We start from the raw sequence: 16,404 nt of genomic DNA on the forward strand, positions 1-16,404 counted from the left end.
AGTCCGCACGTCGCGGCGACGCGCCGGGCTCGTCGGTCGTGTCAGAAAGGACGACGACATGGCCGTACCCGTCAAGGCGGCTTTCGCCGGCGCGGTGCTCACCGCCGCCGCCACCCTGGCCGCCTGCGGCTCCGGGACCACGACGCCGGGGGCCGACGCGGGCCCTCCGCAGCCGGGCGGGGTGTTGCGCTATGGCCTGTCACAGGCACCGACCTGCGCCGATCCCGCGCAGGCAGGCACCAACCAGACGATCTATGTGACGCGGCAGGTGGTCGATTCGCTGACCGACCAAGATCCCGAGACCGGCGAGTTGCGGCCGTGGCTGGCCACCAGCTGGGAGATCGCCCCGGACGCGAAGACGTTCACCTTCCACCTCGCCGACGGGGTGAGTTTCAGCGACGGCACACCCCTGACCGCCGACTCGGTGCGCAAGAGCTTCGATTCGATCGTGCGCACCCTCGGCGCCGTCAAGGCACCGCTGGGCAGCAGCTACCTCACCGGCTATGTCGGCACCACGGTGGTCGATCCGTTGACGGCGCGGGTGGAGTTCAGCGCGCCGAATACGCAATTCCTGCAAGCGTCCTCGACGCCGCAGCTCGGCATCCTCGCCGACGCCACCACCGCCTTGCCCGCCGAGGACCGCTGCGCGGGTACGGCGACGGTGGGCTCGGGTCCGTTCACCTACGCCGACTACCGCCAGGACGTCTCCGCCACGCTGGTGAAGCGCCCCGGCTACCGCTGGGGTTCGGCGGTGTTCGGCCATCGGGGTGAGGCCTACCTCGACCGCATCGAGTTCACCGTGGTGCCCGAATCCGGGGTGCGGACCGGTTCGCTGTCCTCGGATCAGCTCGATGCGGCCAGCGACGCGCTCCCCCAGGACGCGCCGCAGATCGAGGCCGGCGGCGGCCGGGTGCTCAGCACCCCCAATCCGGGTATCCCGTTCGGATTCCAGCCGAATGTGACCCGTGGACCGTTGCGTGATCCCGACGTGCGCCGTGCGCTGCTCACCGCGATCGACCGGCGCGAGCTCGTCGACACCGTGCTCGGGCCGCAGTTCCGTCCGGCGACCAGTGTGCTCGCTTCCAGAACGCCGGGATACCAGGATCTTTCCCGGACAGTGGGTTTCGATCCCGACGCCGCGCGGGCCACCCTCGATCGGGCGGGCTGGCTGCCCGGCGCGGACGGTATCCGGGTCAAGGATGGGCAGCGCCTGGGATTCGCGGTGACGTTCAGTCAGGTGTTCGCCGGCAATCAGGCGATCCTCGAACTGATCCAGCAGCAGCTGCGGTCGGTGGGCGTGGACCTCACGCTGGACCTGGTGTCCATCGCCGAGTACACCGCACGGCAGAACAGCAAGGATTTCGACGCGCTGTACTACAACAGCACCCGCGCCGACGGCGACATCCTGCGCACCGGATTCGGCCTGGACGGCCGCAATTTCAATGTCCGCCCGCCGATCCAGGCTCTCGACGACGTGCTCAGCGCACAACTCGGTGCGGTGGACCCACAGGCACGGGCGGCGCTGATCGGGCAGGCCCAGCAGCAGATCCTCGATCAGGGACTGTGGATCCCGACCGTCGAGTTGTCGCAGGCCATCGGTGCGGGCCCGGCCGTGCAGGACCTGAAGTTCGACGCCTCGGCACGGTTGCAGTTCTTCGACACCTGGCTGAGCGGACGCCGGCCATGACCCGGTATGTGCTGCTGCGGTGCGTGGCCGCGGTCTGGGTGCTGTGGGCGGCGTTCACCATCTCCTTCGTCGTGCTGTACCTGCTGCCGTCGGATCCGGTGGCCATCGCGGCCGACGGTGGTGGCGGCGGCACCCCGGTGGACGCGGCCGCCCTCGCCGAGATGCGCGCCAGGTACGGCCTGGATCAACCGCTGTGGGAGCAGTACCTGAGTTCGCTGTCGCATGCGGTGCGCGGCGATCTGGGCCGCTCCATCGCCACCGGGCAGCCGGTCACCGAGGCGATCGTCGACGCCCTGCCCTCGACTCTCGCCCTCACCGGGCTTGCCCTGCTGTTCGCCGCGGCCGGCGGCACCGCGCTGGCCTTCGCCGCCACCTACACCCGCACACCGTGGCTGCGTTCGGCCCTGGCCGCGCTGCCGCCGGTCGGGGTATCGATGCCGACGTTCTGGACCGCGCTGATCCTGTTGCAGCTGTTCTCCTTTCGCTGGCAACTGGCGCCCGCGTTCGGTGGGCTGGTGCTGCCGGCAGTGACGCTGGCCATCCCGATCGGGGCGGTGATCGCGCAGGTGCTGGCCGCCGGGCTGGAATCGACGTGGCGGCAGCCGTTCACCGAAGTCGCGCTGGCCAAGGGCGCCTCGCGCTGGTGGGTGCAGCGCAGGCATGTGGCGCGATTGGCGAGCGTGCCCGCGTTCACCATCGCCGGTGTGCTGGTGGGCACCATGCTCGCCGGTTCGGTGGTGGTGGAGACGGTGTTCGCCCGGCCGGGGCTCGGACGGCTCACTCAGACGTCGGTGCTGGCCCAGGACATTCCGGTGGTGCAGGGCATCGTGCTGGTGAGCGCGCTGGCCTTCGTCGTCGTCAACCTCGCGGTGGATCTGCTGTATCCCGTGCTGGATCCGCGAATCGCCGGCAGCTCGGGTCATGCCGGGCACTCGGTGCGCCCGAGCGAGCGCAGGGAGGTCACCGATGTCGCTTGAGCTGCTCGAACGGCCCGCGACGACGACCGCTGCGGCCGAGGAACGGAAGCAGCCGCCGCGCCGGCGCCGGGCGTGGCACCTGGTGCGCGGCAACGCGGCCCTGATTCCGGCGAGCGCGGTGCTCGTGCTGGTTATCGGCTGGGCGCTGGCGCCGGCGGTGTTCGCCGGCGGCGACCCGTTGAAAGGTGTTCCGGCACAGAAATTCCAGCCGCCCAGCGCCGAGCACTGGTTCGGTACCGACAATCTCGGCCGCGACCTGTACACGCGGATGGTGCACGGAGCGGGCCTGTCGCTCACCGCGACCCTGACGGCGGTCGCCATCGCCCTGGTGGCCGGCACGCTGCTCGGCCTGCTCGCCGGTGCGCTCGGCGGTGTGGTGGACATGGTCGTGATGCGGGTTGTGGATGTGCTGCTGTCGGTTCCGGCGCTGCTGCTGTCGCTGGCGCTGGTGACCGCGCTCGGTTTCGGCACCCGGAATGTGGCCATCGCCGTGGGCGTTTCGCTGATCGCCAACTTCGCCAGGGTGATGCGCTCGGAGGTGCTTCGGGTGCGCCGGGCGGCCTATGTGGAGGCGGCACGGGCGTCGGGAGTGCGCTGGTACACGGTGCTGGCCCGGCACATCCTGCCCAATTCCTATCCCCCGGTGCTCGCGCTGGCCGCGGTCGAGTTCGGCATGGCGGTGCTCGCGGTGTCGGCGCTGAGCTTCCTCGGGTACGGCACCGCACCGCCCACCCCCGAATGGGGATCGCTGATCTCGGAGGGCCGCAACTACCTGGCCACCGCCTGGTGGCTGACGACGCTGCCCGGCCTGGTGATCATCGCCGTCGTCCTGTCCGCCCAGCGCGTGGGTCGCGCCGTCACGAGGAGTGCACACCGATGAGCGACAACACCGCCGTCGACGTCCTGTCCCCCGCCGACGACCACGAGGCGCCCACCGACGCCGAGGAACTCCTACGGGTCCGGCAGTTGCGGGTGCGTTACCGCACCGGCGACGGGCCGGTCACCGCCCTCGACGGCGTCTCGCTCGCGGTGCGCCGGGGTGAGGTGCTCGCGCTCGTGGGCGAATCCGGTTCGGGCAAGTCGACGCTGGCACATGCGGTGATCGGCTTGCTCGGCGAGACCGCCGATATCGCCGCCGGCTCCGTCACCTTCGCCGGAGAGCCGGTGGACTTCCAATCCGAGCAGGCCCTGCGCCGGTTGCGCGGGCTCCGGGTCGGGTTCGTGCCGCAGGATCCGGGCCTGTCGCTCAATCCGGTGCGCCGCATCGGCGATCAGGTGGCCGAGGCATTGCGGGTGCACCGGCTCGACGACCGGCACGGTGCGCTGGAGCGGGCCACGGCCCTGCTGGCCGAGGTGGGGCTGGATCGGCCGCAGTTGCGGGCCACCCAGTACCCGCACGAACTGTCCGGCGGGCAACGCCAGCGGGTGCTGATCGCCATCGCGCTGGCCTGCGGCCCGGATCTGATCATCGCCGACGAACCGACCAGCGCGCTGGACGCCACCGTCGCGCGCCGGGTGCTCGACCGGCTGGCCGAGCGCATCGCCGCGCGCGGGACAGCGGTGCTGTTGATCACCCACGATCTCGCGATGGCCGCCGAACGCGCGGACCGGCTGGTGGTGCTGCGCAACGGCACCGTCGTCGAATCCGGCCGCACCGCAGAGATTCTCGGCAATCCGCGCCATCCTTACACGCGGCAACTGCTGGCCGCCGCACCCGCCCTGACCGCCGATCAGGTGGCGCGCCCGGCCGCGGTGCTCGACGGCGGCCCGCTGCTCACCGTCCGCGAGGTGCACAAGGTGTTCCGCGCCGGGGCGGGCAGCACCGTCACCGCGGTGGCCGGGGTCGGCTTCGAACTCGGTCGCGGCGAAACACTGGCGCTGGTCGGCGAATCGGGCTCGGGTAAATCGACCACCGCGCGCATCGCGGTCCGGCTGACCGAACCCGACCGTGGCGAGGTCGTCTTCGACGGTGAGCCGTTGACCCGCGCCCGCGCCGGGCAGCTGCGGGCGCTGCGACGGCGGTTCCAGATCGTCTACCAGAACCCGTACTCGTCGCTGGACCCGCGGCTGCGCGTGGGTTCGGTGATCGAGGAGCCGTTGCGCGCCTACGGCATCGGCAACCGCAAGGCCAGGGCACAGCGGGTGGCCGAGCTGCTCGAACAGGTGGCACTGCCCGCCGGATACGCGCGGCGGCGACCGGCCGAACTCTCGGGCGGGCAACGTCAGCGGGTGGCGATCGCCCGTGCCCTTGCGCTGCGGCCGGAGCTGCTGGTGCTCGACGAACCGGTCTCCGCGCTCGATGCCTCGGTACAGGCCCAGATCCTGGAACTACTCGACGATCTGCAACAGCGGCTGCGGCTGAGCTACCTGTTCATCTCCCACGACCTGGCCGTCGTGCGCCGCATCAGCGACCGGGTGGCGGTGATGCGGTACGGGCGCATCGTCGAAACCGGCACCACCGACGAGATTTTCGGCAATCCGCGGCACGACTACACCCGCGAGCTGCTCGCCGCCATCCCGAAACCGTCGGTCACGCTGCGCCTGCCCGCACCACCCGACGACCCGTCCTGACGACGCTCGACCCACCCACCACACCGAGGAGACCTCCGATGACCACCAGCCTCACCTCCTTCGCCACCGACTGGACCGCGTGGCACGCCGAACGCGAAGACGCCCTGCGCGACCCGCTCGGCTTCCTGAGCCTCACCGCGCTGCACTGGCTCACCGACCGGCCCGAACAACTACCCGGCGTGCCGGGCACCTGGTGGGTGATCGAGGACCGGGTGTTCGTCACCGCCAAACCCGCCGACCGGCTCGAGCACGACGGCGAGCGGATCGCGGGCGTGCACATCGTCGTCGCCGAGGAAGGGGCGCCCGGAGTGCTCATCCGGCACGAGAGCCGGGTACTCGAGGTGATCCGGCGCACCGGGCAGTCCGCCGTGCGCGTGCACGATCCGGCCGCACCCACCCTGGCCGCATTCACCGGGGTGCCTGCCTACGCACCCGACGAACGGTGGGTGCTGCGGGGCCGGTTCGAGGCATTCGGCGAGCCGACCACCGTCACCACGGGCGCGGTGGTGGCCGGCCTCGAACACCATCATCGCGGGGCCGGCGTCATCGAGTTCGGCGTCGGTGAGGTGACCGAACGGGTCGTCGCCTTCGGCACCCCGGATGCGCTGCGGGTGCTGTTCACCGACGCCACCAACGGCATCACCACCTACCCGGCGGCCCGCCTGCTGGATGTCGGCGCGGCCGACGACGACGGCACCGTGCTGCTCGACTTCAATCGCGCGATCAACCTGCCGTGCGCGTTCACCGACTACGCGACGTGCCCGGTGGCGCCCGCGCAGAACCGGTTGCGGGTGGCGATCGAGGCGGGCGAACAGGATCCACGGCTCGCCACCTCGGAGCGCCGGGCATGACGGTTCCGCTATCGATCCTCGATCTGGCGCCCATCAGCGCCGGATCGAGCCCGCAGCAGGCGCTGCGCAATACCGTCGAGCTGGCCCGGCGCGCCGAGGAGTGGGGCTATCACCGGTTCTGGCTGGCCGAACATCATTTCGCGCGAGTGGCCAGTTCGGCCTCGATCACCCTGATCGGGCAGGTCGCGGCCGCCACCTCGCGGATCCGAGTCGGCTCGGCGGCGGTCCAGATCGGCTATCACACCTCGATCTCCATCGTCGAAGCGTTCGGCACCATCGATGCGCTGCATCCGGGACGGCTCGACCTCGGGCTCGGCCGCTCCGGGCACCGCGCGCGGCAATTCGGCGCCGAATCGGTGCGGGCCCGCAATGTCCGGCCGCTGGACGACACTGTGCGCGGCCGCACCGAAGTGCGTGACGGCGTGGTGATCCCGCCGCCCTTCGATCCGCTGCGCATCGCCGACCCGTCGATCTTCCTCGCCGGTCAACGTGCCCTGTACCAGCAGGGTGCCCGACCGGCGGAGTTCGCCGACCAGGTGGCCGAGATCAGGGCCCTGCTCGACGGCAGCTACGTCGACGCCGAGGGCATCGCCCTGCACGCGGTGCCGGGTGAGGGCGCGCAGGTGCAACTGTGGGTGTTCGGCAGCACGGCCGGCGCCAGTGCGGAGCTGGCGGGCAGGCTCGGGTTGCCGTTCGCGGCCGCCTATCACGTCTCCCCCGGCACCGCGCTGGACGCGGTGGCGGCCTACCGCGCGGCCTTCCGGCCCTCGGAGGTACTGGCCGAACCGTATGTGGTGGTGTCGGCGGATGTGGTGGTCGCCGCCGACGACGCCACCGCCGAACGGCTGGCAGCACCCTACGGGCACTGGGTGCACAGCATCCGCAGCGGGGCGGGCGCCGCCGATTTCGCCGATCCCGCGACGCTGACCCCGCTCACCCCCGATCAGCGCAGGCTGGTCGAGGACCGGCTGGCCACCCAGCTGGTCGGCGCGCCGGAGACCGTGGTGCGGCGGCTGGCGGCGCTGCAACGAGTCAGCGGCGCGAACGAACTGCTGATCACCGGGATCACTCACGATCATCGCGACCGGCTGGAATCGCATCGGTTGCTCGCCGAAGCGTGGGGGCTGCGGCAGGCGCGCGCCGCCTGACCCGGCGCCGGCCGGATCCGCACCCGGCGGCCGGACTCAGGCGCTGATCGGTGCGGCCGTGACGCCGTAGCCGAGGTTGGTGAGCACCTCGCCGGTCGCCTTGGCGAAGTTCAGGGTGATGAAATGCAGGCAGGGCGCGCCCTCGTCGATGAGCCGCTGGGCCATCTCGGTGGCGATCTCGATGCCCACCGCGCGCACCGCCGCCGCGTCTTCCTCGGGGCCACTGCCCGCCGCGCGCTCCAACCGGTCGATCACCGAACGCGGCAGCGGCCTGCCGCACAGTTCCTCGGCCCGCTTGACGGTGCGCAGCGAGGTGATCGGCATCAGCTCGGGAATGATCGGCTTGGCGCCCTCGATCGGGTCCATGGCGACCAGGCGATCGCGTAGCCGCAGATAGTGCTCGACGTCGAAGAACATCTGGGTGATCGAATACTCCGCGCCCGCACGCAGTTTCGCGGCCAGGAACCGGGTGTCGTGGTCCAGGTCGGGCGAGCGGTGGTGGCCCTGCGGGAACGAGGCGACCCCGACATGGAAATCACCGAGATCGCGCACGATGCGCACCAGCTCCTCGGCGTATTCGACGCCCTCGGGATGCCTGTGCCATTCCCCGAGCGGATCGCCCGGCGGATCGCCGCGCAGCACCAGGATGTTGCGGATACCGGAATCGGCGTAGGCGCCGACCAGCGAACGCAGCTCCGCCACGCTGTGCCCGACCGCGGTGAGATGGGCCACCGGCAGCAGTGTGGTCTCGCCGGCCAGCTCGCCGGTCACGCGCACGGTGCGGTCCTTGGTGGACCCGCCCGCGCCATAGGTCATCGACACGAACGCCGGATGCATGCGTTCGAAGGTGCGCACCGCACGCCACAGCCTGGCCTCACCCGCGGCGTCGCGGGGCGGGTTGAACTCGACGGAGAAGGGCACCGCCCGGCTCGAGTGCAGCCGCAAACTCTGCACGACCGACGGCGTCCCCGAGACGATCGGTGGGGTTTGCGGCGGCCGACCACGGGTCGAGGACGGCCGGCCAGGGGTCGAACGTCCCCGCACGTTGTCGAAAGTCACCGGTTCAGTGTAGAGGTGAGCGGCCCGCGGGCCGGAGTGTCGTCGGACCGGACGCGTATTGTTCGAGCCATGAGCGGGTGCACCGCCGTGCACGCCGGCAGCGGCGCGCCCGGCGTCATCCGCCGAGCCGACCCCTTCCCCGGACATCCTTGGAGGTCATCCTGTCCGCCGGACCCGGTACCCCGACCAAGCCGAGCCCGACCTCGGCGATCCCAGGGACGCCCGCCTTCGCCGCCGCCGTGGAACAGGCGCTGACCTCGTTCTTCGCCACCCGCCGCGATACCGTCGGCGAGCTGGGGCCGATCTTCGTCGACGCCGCCGAAGCGCTGGAATCGTTCGTGCTGCGCGGCGGCAAACGCACCAGGCCCGGCTTCGCCTGGACCGGCTGGCTCGGCGCGGGCGGCGACCCCGAGGGCCCGGACGCGCCCGCCGTGCTCACCGCCTGCGCCGCGCTGGAGCTGGTGCAGGCGTGCGCGCTCATCCACGACGACATCATCGACGCCTCCCGCACCCGGCGCCGCTTCCCCACCGTGCACGTCGACTTCGAGCAGCGCCACCGCGAGCGCGGCTGGGCGGGCGACGCGCCCCGCTTCGGCACCGGCGTGGCCATCCTCATCGGCGATCTGGCGCTGGCCTGGGCCGATGACATGGTGCACGCCTCCGGGCTGGCCCCGCAGGCCGTCGCCCGCTTCGCCACCGTCTGGGCGAAGATGCGCACCGAGGTGCTCGGCGGGCAGCTGCTCGACATCCACGGCGAGGCCAGCGGCGACGAATCGGTGGCCGCAGCGCTCCGGATCAACCGGTACAAGACCGCCGCCTACACCGTCGAACGACCGCTGCACCTGGGCGCCGCCCTCGCCGACGCGGGCCCCGAGCTGGTGCGTTCCTATCGCGATTTCGGCACCGACATCGGTATCGCGTTCCAGCTGCGCGATGACCTGCTCGGCGTCTTCGGCGATCCCTCGGTCACCGGTAAACCTTCCGGCGACGACCTGCGCGAGGGCAAACGGACGGTGCTCATCGCCGAGGCGCTGGCCCGTGCCGATCAGGCCGATCCGGCCGCCGCCGAGCTGCTGCGCGGCAAGGTCGGCACCGATCTCAGCGGCGCGGACGTCGACGAGCTGCGTGCGGTGCTGGTGCGCGTCGGCGCCGTCGACGCGGTCGAAGCCCGCATCGCCGAGCTCACCGAGCGCGCGCTGGCCGCCATCGACACCAGCTCGGCCACCCCCGCCGCCAAGGACCAGCTGCACGCCATGGCGCTGGCCGCCACCCGCCGCACGGCATGAGCGAATACGGCCACGGCGGAGGCAGCGTGCGTAACCACGGAGAGGTCGCTCGCTCCTGTCCACACCGCGTGAGCGCAGCCACGGCACGTCCGATGCGGGGCCTGCGATGAGGTCGGTGGCGGGGCCCGCCGACCGGGTGATCGTCATCGGCGCGGGATTGTCGGGCCTGGCCGCCGCGCTGTACCTCACCGGCGCCGGACGCCGGGTCACCGTGCTGGAGCGGGCCGATCACGTCGGCGGGCGGGTCGGCCGCTACCGCTTCGACGACTACGAGATCGACTCGGGGGCAACGGTGTTGACGCTGCCCGAGCTGATCGACGACGCGCTGGCGGCGGTCGGACACGACCGCGAGTCGCTCACCGCGCCGCTGCGCATCCACCGGCTCGCGCCGTCGTATCACGCGCGCTTCGCCGACGGCTCCGATATCCGGGTGTTCGCCGACCCGGATGAGATGGCGGCGGAAGTGGCACGGACCTGCGGTCCCGACGAAGCCGGGCGTTATCGACGGCTGCGCGAATGGCTGGCCCGGATCTACCGCGCCGAATTCGGCGAGTTCATGGACACCAACTTCGACTCGCCGCTGGACATGGTGCGGTTGCCGCGTAAACGCGCGGCGCTGCTGGAGCTGGTGCGCCTCGGCGGATTCGGGCGGCTCGGGCCACGGGTCCGCGGCTTCCTCCGCGATCCGCGGCTGACCAGGCTGTTCACCTTCCAGGCGCTGTACGCGGGGATGCCGCCGAACCGGGCACTGGCCGTCTACGGGGCGATCCCGCATATGGACACCTCGCTCGGAGTGTACTTCCCCGAGGGCGGTATGCGCGCGGTCGCCGACGCCATGGCCGAGGCGCTGGTCGCCGCCGGTGCGCGGCTGGAACTCGGCGCCGAGGTCACCGGCATCGACTACGACCGCCGCCGGGCGCGCCGGGTCCGGCTGGCGGACGGCACGGCCCACGACTGCGACGCCGTGGTCGTCACCGCCGACCTCGGCGATATCGAACGCTTCGGGCTGCGCCGCAGGCGCGGGCTGCGGGCCTCTCCATCGGCGGTGGTCGCGCACGGCACCATTCCGGCCGACATCGCCGCGGGCTGGCCGATCCAGGCCCATCACACCATCGATTTCGGCGCCGCCTGGGAACGCACCTTCACCGAGATCGCCGCACCGCGCGGTGGCCGGTTGATGAGCGACCCTTCCCTACTGCTGACCAGGCCCGCGCTCTCGGATCCCGGCCTGTATCTCGACCGCGCCGACGGCCGCCACGAGCCGTTCTCGCTGCTGGCGCCCTGCCCGAACCTGGATTCGGCGGCACTGGACTGGGCGAGCCTGGGCCCGGCGTACCTGCGCGAGCTGCTCGGCGTCCTCGAGCAGCGCGGCTACCACGGCATCGCCGAACACTTCCGGCTCGACCACCTCGACACCCCGCAGACCTGGCTGGAGCAGGGCATGCTCAGTGGCACGCCGTTCTCCGCCGCCCATCTTTTCCGCCAGACCGGCCCGTTCCGGCCACGGAATCTGCCGCGCGGCAGCGACAACGTGGTTATCGCCGGTTGCGGCACTACGCCGGGCGTCGGTGTACCGACCGCCCTGCTGTCGGGGAAACTCGCGGCAAACCGGATAATCGGGACACCGGAACGGCTCGGAAACGAAACCCCGCGCACCATCGGGACAGCCCCGCGCGAACAAGCCGTAAACTAAGCGCCGACCTATCAGCTCGCGGTTGCGACCGCCGACCACACCCGGGGGGAACGACACCACATGCCACCCCCGGAAACGACTGCCCACGTGACTACCCCGGCGCAGGCCACCGTGTCTCCGACACCCGCGGCTCGATCCCGAAAACCAGCATCCGCACCCGCCCCGGGCAGCCCGCAGACGCTGCTGACGTGGCTACGCACCGCCGCCGACTTCGCGCGCAGCCCCGAGGGCCATGCGGCACTGCTCGGCCTGGTCGGCGCGATCATGATCACCTTCGGCGGTTTCGGCGCGGGCGCGGTGCGCAAACGCGATCCGCTGCTGGAAGCGATGCACCTGTCGTGGCTGCGTTTCGGGCACGGCTACGCGCTCTCGACGATCTTCGTCTGGATCGGCGTGCTGATGATGATCACCGCCTGGGTGCGGCTCGGCCGGGCCACGCTCGGCCGCGGCAGCTACTCCGGCGCGGGCGTCACGCTCAACGAGCTGCGCGCGATCGTCTGCATCTGGGTCGCGCCCATGCTGTTCGCGGTGCCGATGTTCAGCCAGGACGCCTACTCCTATCTGGCGCAGGGTGCGCTGCTGCGCGACGGCTTCGACCCGTACAAGGTCGGCCCCGTCGCCAATCCCGGTGTGCTGCTGGACAACGTCAGCACCGTGTGGACCACCACCACCGCGCCCTACGGCCCGATCTTCCTGCTGCTCGGGCGCGCGATCACCACCATCACCGACGACAACGTCGTGGCGGGGACCATCGCGCTGCGGCTGGTGATGCTGCCCGGCCTGGCATTGATGATGTGGGCCATCCCGTACCTGACCAAGCATCTCGGCGGCAAGCCCACCGTCGCGCTGTGGCTGGCGGTGCTCAACCCGCTGGTGCTGATCCACCTCATCGGCGGCGTGCACAACGAACTGCTGATGGTCGGCCTGATGTGCGCCGGTATCGCCCTGGTGCTCGAGCGCAGGCATGTACTCGGCATCGTCGTCGTCGCGGTCGCGGTCGCCATCAAGGCCACCGCCGGTATCGCCCTGCCGTTCCTGGTGTGGATCTGGATGTTGCACGAACGCGAACGACGCGCCGCCCAGGACAAGGAGTCCGGCGGCACGCTGCCGCATCCGGCGCTGCTGTTCGCCAAGATCGCCGGGCTCGGGTTGTCCGTGTTCGCGGTGGTGTTCGCGCTCGCGTCCGCGGCGGCCGGCGTCGGCATCGGCTGGCTGACGGCGCTGTCGGGCTCGAAGAAGATCATCAACTGGCTGTCGCTGCCGACCATCATGGCGCACGGCATGACCTGGATCGGCCCGCTGCCCTTCGACCCGGTGCTCACCGTCACGCGTGCGCTGTGCGCCGCGGCACTGGTGGCGATCCTGGCCTGGACTTGGTGGCGGTTCCGGCACAGCGAACGCGAGGCCGTGCTCGGCATCCTCATCGCGTTCGTCGCCATCGTCATCCTCTCGCCTGCCGCGCTGCCTTGGTACTACTCGTGGCCGCTGGCGCTGGCCGCCGCCTTCGCGCTGTCCACCAGGACGCTCATGGTGCTGGTGGGGTTGTGCACCTGGTTGATGCTGGTGTTCCAGCCCGGCGGTTCGATCGGGCTGTACAACTTCTGGCATGTGGCCGCGGCGACCTTCGCCGCGGTGGTGGCGGCGCTGTCGCTGCGCACGGTCGACCCGCTTCGGCTGCGCAGCACGCGCACGGTCACGGGCCCGGCGATCCCCTCGCCGGCCGATCCCGTCATCCATGACCGGCGCTGAGCGCGGCCTCGACCTCACCGCCGGACCTGCCGGGCGCACGACCGAACGGCTGCGACCCGCCGACGCCACGGAACTCGCCGAGGCGTATCGGCTGTGCCGCCGTATCGCCGCCGAACACGGCCGCACCTATTTCCTGGCGACTCGGCTGCTGACGGCCTCGCAGCGGCCCGCCGTGCACGCGCTGTACGCGTTCGCGCGGATGGTGGACGATATCGTCGACTGCGCGCCGCACGATGCTCCGACCGGCGCGCGGCGACCGGCGCACCACCTCCCCGTCACCGGCGCCGCGCTCGCCGCTCGGATCGATCTCATCGAAGAACAGCTCAGGGCGGCACTGGATCCCGCCGCCGCGGCACGACCGGCAACCGCCGTCACCACCGACCAGCTCCGCGACGCGATCCTGCTCGCGCTCACCGACACCATCCGCCGTTACGGGATTGCGGCCGAACACTTCTGGACCTTCCTGCACTCCATGCGGATGGATATCCCCGGCACACCGCAGTTCCGGAACCGGTACGCCGATATGGCCGAACTGAACGAGTACATGCGCGGTTCGGCGGCGGCGATCGGGCTGCAACTGCTGCCGGTGCTCGGCACCGCCGTCCCGGTCGCCGAGGCCGAACCGGCGGCGGCCGCCCTGGGCAACGCCTTCCAGCTCACCAATTTCCTGCGCGATATCGGCGAGGACCTGGATCGCGGCCGGATCTATCTGCCCGCCGCCGAACTCGCCGCCTTCGGCGTGGATGACGACCTGCTGGCCGAATGCCGCCGCACCGGCCGCACCGATCGACGGATGCGGCGGGCGCTGGCGCACCTCATCGCCGTCAACCGGGATCTCTACCGCACCGCCGCACCTGGCATCGAACTGCTCGCACCGCGAGTACGTCCGGCGATCCGCACCGCCGCGACCCTGTACGGCGCGATCTTGGAGCAGATCGAGGAGGCCGACTACCCGGTCTTCGACCGGCGCGCCGTGGTGCCGATGCACCGCAAGCTGCGCGTCGCCGCCGGAGCGTACCTGAGCGCCCGCTGAACCGGCTCTACACCGGCCGCACCGCGCGCGCTTCGGGCCCTCGGCGCGCCTCCTCCACGTCGAATTCGACTTCCTGACCAGCCTCCAGTGACCGGAAGCCCTCGCCGAGGATCACCGAGTACTCGACGAACACATCCGCGCCACCCGGACGGGCGATGAACCCGAACCCTTTCTCCCGGTCGAACCATCGCACGGTGCCACGCACCATCGGCCATTTCCTCCTCGAACACCTTCCCCGGCCCTACTCGGTACATCACAATGCGCCTGCACCGCGTTTCGGGCAAGGCCGGAGTGCGCGGATCGACGGACTCAGGGCAGGGCGACGATGGTGACGGTGGCTCCCGCTTGGACGTTGGCGTTCATCGCCGGAGTCTGGGAGACCACCACCGAGGAATCCAGTGGGGCCAGCTGGCGCACCTGCACCGACAGGCCAAGTCCTTCGAGCACGTTACGGGCTTCGGCGACCGACTTGCCCAGCACCTCGGGCATCTTCACCGCATCGGAGACCAGCAGCACCACCGACGAGCCGGCCTCGACCGTCGTCCCGGCCCCGGGATCGGTGCCGACGACCTGTCCGGCGGCCACGCTGCGATCGAAGCGGGGCCGGTTCTCGCTCACCGTGATGCCCAGGTCGGTGAGCATCTGCTGGGCTTCCGCGGTGGTCTTGCCGCGCAGGTCCGGCAGCGTCACCGGCTGCGAACCCTTGCTGCTGTACACCTTCACGTGCGCGCCCATCGGCAGCACCGTGCCCGGCGCCGGGTCGACCTTGGCGAGCGTGCCCTCGGGAGCCGCACTCGGCGCCTCACCGGCGTCCACCGGCTGCAGGCCCTGATCGCGGATGAGCTGGTTCACCTCGGCGATGTCCGCACCGGGCGCCACGTCCGGCACCTGCGGCTTACCGCTGGAGATCAGCACCGCGACAGTGGAGCCCTTCGTGACGCGGGAACCGGCCGAGGGATCGCTGCCGACCACGCCCCCCACCGGAATGGTGTCGGAGGCCTTCTGCCGCGTCGTGGTCTCGAATCCGGCGCTGCTGAGCACCGCCGTGGCCTTCTCCACGTCCATCCCGGCGATGCTGGGCACCGCCTCGAACCGGCCCACCCCGAGCCACCATCCGCCGACACCGACCAGCAGGGTCAGCACCACCACAATGGCGATCCAGACCGCTGCGGTGCGGCGAGAATTGCCGCGATCGCCGGCGAAGGCCGGTGCCGGCCCCGGATGTGGGCGCACATGTTGCTGCGGCGGCGGTGGCGCGGCGGCGAACTCGGTGCGCGGCCGCTGCGCCGTGACCACCCTGGTGTGCTGGGGCTGTGCCACCGGGTGCGGGCGCGGCTCGGGCGGACGCGGACCGTCCGCACCGGGCACGGCCCGGTAGGACGAGCTCAGATGTTCGGCCGATTCCTGCGGCGCGGGCACCCGATAGGCGGGCAGTTCCAGCGACGCGCTGATCGCGCGCAGTTCGGCGACCATCTCGTTGGCGTCGGCGAACCGATGCGCGGGTTCGCGGGCGGTGGCGCGGGCGATGAGCGCGTCGAACTCCGGCGGCACACCGGCGATGAACTGGCTCGGGCTCGGCACATCCTTCTCGATGCGCTGATAGGCCACCGACAGGGAGGTGTCGCCGGTGAACGGCACCCGCCCGGTGAGCAGTTCGAAGATCAGGATGCCGAAGGAATACACATCGCTGCGTGCGTCGGCGGTGCCGGAGGTGACCTGCTCCGGGGACAGATACGCGGCGGTGCCGAGGATGACGCTGGCGGAGGTGGTGTTGGCCGCGGCCACCGCGCGTACCAGGCCGAAGTCGGCGATCTTCACCTCGCCGGAATCGGAGATCAGCACGTTCTCCGGCTTGATATCGCGGTGCACCAGCCCCGCCGCATGCGCCACCCCGATGGCCGCGAGCACCGGCTCGGCCACCGCGCGCACCGCGTGCGGCGGCATCGGACCGCGTTCGCGCAGCAGCTCACGCAGCGTGCCGCCCTCGACCAGCTCCATGATCAGGAACGGATGATCGCCGTCGACGCCCTGGTCGTACACTGCGACCAGCGACGGATGTTTCAGCTTGGCGACGGCACGGGCCTCGAATTCGAAACGGGACAGGAACTGCGGATCACCGGCGAATTTGGGATCCATCACCTTGATCGCGACCGGGCGATCCAGACGGGTGTCCTCGCCGCGGAACACCATGGACATCCCACCCCGAGCGATCGGCGCATCGATGCGGTAACGCCCTTCCAGCATGTGGCCGATCAATTGATGTCCTCCGGCTTTCACAAACCCTCTCCACCCCTCGCTGCGCGCGACAAGAGCAGCCGCGCCCTGCGGCCCCCACGATGGTATCCACCGA

13 protein-coding genes are annotated in these 16,404 nt (G+C 70.9%); 10 read left to right on the plus strand and 3 right to left on the minus strand.

The window, feature by feature from the left end; all coding sequences use genetic code 11:
* Positions 1–58 precede the first annotated feature (58 nt).
* From GV790_RS22145 to GV790_RS22170, 6 genes are read left to right on the plus strand one after another with little or no spacing between them, the layout of a single operon-like run.
* Positions 59–1,687 (plus strand): ABC transporter substrate-binding protein, encoded by a 1,629-nt coding sequence (locus GV790_RS22145; RefSeq protein ID WP_163815612.1) that lies wholly within the window; start codon positions 59–61, stop codon positions 1,685–1,687.
* On the plus strand, positions 1,684–2,664 hold the full coding sequence (locus GV790_RS22150) for an ABC transporter permease (protein ID WP_163815614.1): 981 nt from the start codon (positions 1,684–1,686) through the stop codon (positions 2,662–2,664). The genes GV790_RS22145 and GV790_RS22150 overlap by 4 nt, the downstream gene beginning before the upstream one ends.
* Complete coding sequence (locus GV790_RS22155) at positions 2,654–3,544, plus strand: ABC transporter permease (protein WP_163815616.1); 891 nt, start codon at positions 2,654–2,656, stop codon at positions 3,542–3,544. Before GV790_RS22150 ends, GV790_RS22155 begins: the two co-directional genes overlap by 11 nt.
* Positions 3,541–5,235: a dipeptide ABC transporter ATP-binding protein gene (locus GV790_RS22160; protein ID WP_163815618.1), complete on the plus strand. Its 1,695-nt coding sequence runs from the start codon at positions 3,541–3,543 to the stop codon at positions 5,233–5,235. The genes GV790_RS22155 and GV790_RS22160 overlap by 4 nt, the downstream gene beginning before the upstream one ends.
* Positions 5,236–5,273: 38 nt before the next feature.
* Complete coding sequence (locus tag GV790_RS22165; protein WP_163815620.1) at positions 5,274–6,086, plus strand: DUF1684 domain-containing protein; 813 nt, start codon at positions 5,274–5,276, stop codon at positions 6,084–6,086.
* Positions 6,083–7,234: an LLM class flavin-dependent oxidoreductase gene (locus tag GV790_RS22170; RefSeq protein WP_163815622.1), complete on the plus strand. Its 1,152-nt coding sequence runs from the start codon at positions 6,083–6,085 to the stop codon at positions 7,232–7,234. The genes GV790_RS22165 and GV790_RS22170 overlap by 4 nt, the downstream gene beginning before the upstream one ends.
* A 36-nt stretch (positions 7,235–7,270) precedes the next feature.
* On the opposite strand, the gene GV790_RS22175 is transcribed toward GV790_RS22170, so the two are convergent.
* Positions 7,271–8,293: a methylenetetrahydrofolate reductase gene (locus GV790_RS22175; RefSeq protein WP_375139414.1), complete on the minus strand. Its 1,023-nt coding sequence runs from the start codon at positions 8,291–8,293 to the stop codon at positions 7,271–7,273.
* Positions 8,294–8,442: 149 nt separating this feature from the next.
* Between GV790_RS22175 and GV790_RS22180 the strand changes: the two genes are divergently transcribed.
* The 4 genes from GV790_RS22180 (at position 8,443) to GV790_RS22195 (ending at position 14,054) form a co-directional block, all read left to right on the plus strand.
* Complete coding sequence (locus GV790_RS22180) at positions 8,443–9,579, plus strand: polyprenyl synthetase family protein (protein WP_163815625.1); 1,137 nt, start codon at positions 8,443–8,445, stop codon at positions 9,577–9,579.
* A 106-nt stretch (positions 9,580–9,685) separates the two neighbouring features.
* Complete coding sequence (gene crtI / locus GV790_RS22185; protein WP_163815627.1) at positions 9,686–11,272, plus strand: phytoene desaturase family protein; 1,587 nt, start codon at positions 9,686–9,688, stop codon at positions 11,270–11,272.
* 60 nt (positions 11,273–11,332) lie between these two features.
* Positions 11,333–13,021 (plus strand): alpha-(1->6)-mannopyranosyltransferase A, encoded by a 1,689-nt coding sequence (locus GV790_RS22190; RefSeq protein ID WP_375139415.1) that lies wholly within the window; start codon positions 11,333–11,335, stop codon positions 13,019–13,021.
* Entirely contained in the window at positions 13,008–14,054 is a 1,047-nt protein-coding gene (locus GV790_RS22195; RefSeq protein ID WP_163815629.1) for a phytoene/squalene synthase family protein, read from the plus strand. The genes GV790_RS22190 and GV790_RS22195 overlap by 14 nt, the downstream gene beginning before the upstream one ends.
* A gap of 7 nt (positions 14,055–14,061) precedes the next feature.
* On the opposite strand, the gene GV790_RS22200 is transcribed toward GV790_RS22195, so the two are convergent.
* A complete protein-coding gene (locus GV790_RS22200) occupies positions 14,062–14,262 on the minus strand; it encodes a cold-shock protein (protein WP_014350101.1) in 201 nt (66 codons plus the stop codon).
* Between the two features lie 101 nt (positions 14,263–14,363).
* Entirely contained in the window at positions 14,364–16,298 is a 1,935-nt protein-coding gene (gene pknB, locus GV790_RS22205) for a Stk1 family PASTA domain-containing Ser/Thr kinase (RefSeq protein WP_163815631.1), read from the minus strand.
* Positions 16,299–16,404 lie beyond the last annotated feature (106 nt).

Origin of the sequence: Nocardia cyriacigeorgica (assembly GCF_010858045.1) — a bacterium.
Taxonomy (GTDB): Bacteria; Actinomycetota; Actinomycetes; order Mycobacteriales; family Mycobacteriaceae; genus Nocardia; species Nocardia cyriacigeorgica_E.